Source organism: Pseudoalteromonas sp. SWN29 (assembly GCF_015864465.1).
Lineage (GTDB): Bacteria > Pseudomonadota > Gammaproteobacteria > Enterobacterales > Alteromonadaceae > Pseudoalteromonas.
Window position 1 is genome coordinate 1 of record NZ_JADYXE010000104.1, and the last position, 2,199, is coordinate 2,199.

Consider the following 2,199-nt stretch of genomic DNA (forward strand, 5'->3'; position numbering starts at 1 on the left):
TGCATTACTTTTGATAAGACATTCCATGTCGCGTCTGTTAACATTAATCTTGGCATGAGGGTTCGGTGTAACGTTTTTTAGCGAATTCAATTATACCTTATTCTCATGCTGTTTGTTTTTTATACCGCAAAGATCAACACGCCCTAGTTAAATTAAGTAGATTATTCACTGAGAGGCGCTGCGCTATAGAGAAATACCTAAATCATTTTTCTGCAAATGTAAAAAAGCCCAGATCGTTAGGTTCGGGAGTTCTACAACTTAAAGCTTGTATGATGTCATGATACCTACAGCGGGGCAGAGTCACAGTGAAATGCTGCGAACTCATTGCTGAGCGGTGAATTTTATGATTTTAGCGTCGGGAGTCGCTACGCTCGCCCAACCTACGTGATGAGTATTGATGTGAGTGTGCATTAATTACGCGTATTTCACTTTTCTGCAGACGTAAAAAAGCCTGAATCTTTAGATTCGGGCTTTCTACTATTTGAAGCCTGGTAATGTCGTAGTGCCCACAGCGGTAGAAAGTCACGTAGCAAATGCTACTTTATTGGCCGACTGAGATATTGAGGGATTTTATACCAATCTGCTTATATATGAGGTCTATTTAACGTTAAGAAAATTACGCTAAAACTAGGCAAAAATTTTTGTATCTAGTTGTTCTAAATAAAAAATTTTTAACGACGTTATAGTGCAATTTAATTCGTTAAATTGATCAGAGATTTATGCAGGTTGGTATTATTGTGATTTTAAGTGTGGGGAGTCGCTACGCTCGCCCGACTTACGTGATAAGTATTGAATGAGTGTGCATTAATTGCGCACATTTTACTTTCCTGCAGACGTAAAAAAGCCCGAATCGTTAGATCCGGGCTTTCTACAATATGAGGTCGGTGCGCTACGCAGTAGGATGTCGGAGTGCCTACAGCGGTAGAAAGTCACAGTGAAATGCTACTTTATTGGCCGACTGAGATATTGAGGGGTTTTGTTGTGATTCTAGCGTCGGGAGTCGCTACGCTCGCCCGACCTACGTGGTGGGTGTTGATGAGTGTGTATTAATTACGCATATTTTACTTTCCTGCAGACGTAAAAAAGCCCGAATCGTTAGATCCGGGCTTTCTACAATATGAGGTCGGTGCGCTACGCAGTAGGATGTCGGAGTGCCTACAGCGGTAGAAAGTCACAGTGAAATGCTACTTTATTGGCCGACTGAGATATTGAGGGGTTTTGTTGTGATTCTAGCGTCGGGAGTCGCTACGCTCGCCCGACCTACGTGGTGGGTGTTGATGAGTGTGTATTAATTACGCATATTTTACTTTTCTGCAGACGTAAAAAAGCCCGAATCGTTAGATCCGGGCTTTCTACAATATGAGGTCGGTGCGCTACGCAGTAGGATGTCGTGGTGCCCACAGCGGTAGAAAGTCACATAGCAAATGCTACACTATCATCGGTCGAAGCTTTGGTTTCACTACTGAGTTCGGTATGCGCTCTTGGCTATTTATTAAATCCCAGACAGCAAAAAACCCGTTACATTGCTGTAACGGGTTTCTACAATTTGAAGCCTGGTAATGTCCTACTTTCACATAGCAAATGCTACACTATCTTTGGCCCGGGCTCGCCTTCGAGCTGTTTTGTTTCACTACTGAGTTCGATATGCGCTCTTGGCTATTTATTAAATCCCAGACAGCAAAAAACCCGTTACATTGCTGTAACGGGTTTCTACAATTTGAAGCCTGGTAATGTCCTACTTTCACATAGCAAATGCTACACTATCTTTGGCCCGGGCTCGCCTTCGAGCTGTTTTGTTTCACTACTGAGTTCGATATGCGCTCTTGGCTATTTATTAAATCCCAGACAGCAAAAAACCCGTTACATTGCTGTAACGGGTTTCTACAATTTGAAGCCTGGTAATGTCCTACTTTCACATAGCAAATGCTACACTATCATCGGCGCTGTTTCGTTTCACTACTGAGTTCGGCATGGAGTCAGGTGGGTCCAAAACGCTATTGTCACCAAGCAAATTTGGGCGTTAATTCGTATCGCTACAAATTAACTGAATTTGGAAAATATCTGATAATATTTTTTAAGTCTTTCAGTAAATATCTACTTTAGTCATATTAACTTCTTCGCTTGTTTCACTATCACATAAAACGCGTTTGGCGTTGTATGGTTAAGCCTCACGGGTAATTAGTACAAGTTAGCTTAATG

1 rRNA gene is annotated in these 2,199 nt (G+C 42.0%); it reads right to left on the bottom strand.

The annotated features are described in order from the left end of the window. Nucleotides 1-1,893 precede the first annotated feature (1,893 nt). A 5S ribosomal RNA gene (gene rrf / locus I6F53_RS19990) occupies nucleotides 1,894-2,008 on the bottom strand. Between the last annotated feature and the right edge of the window lie 191 nt (nucleotides 2,009-2,199).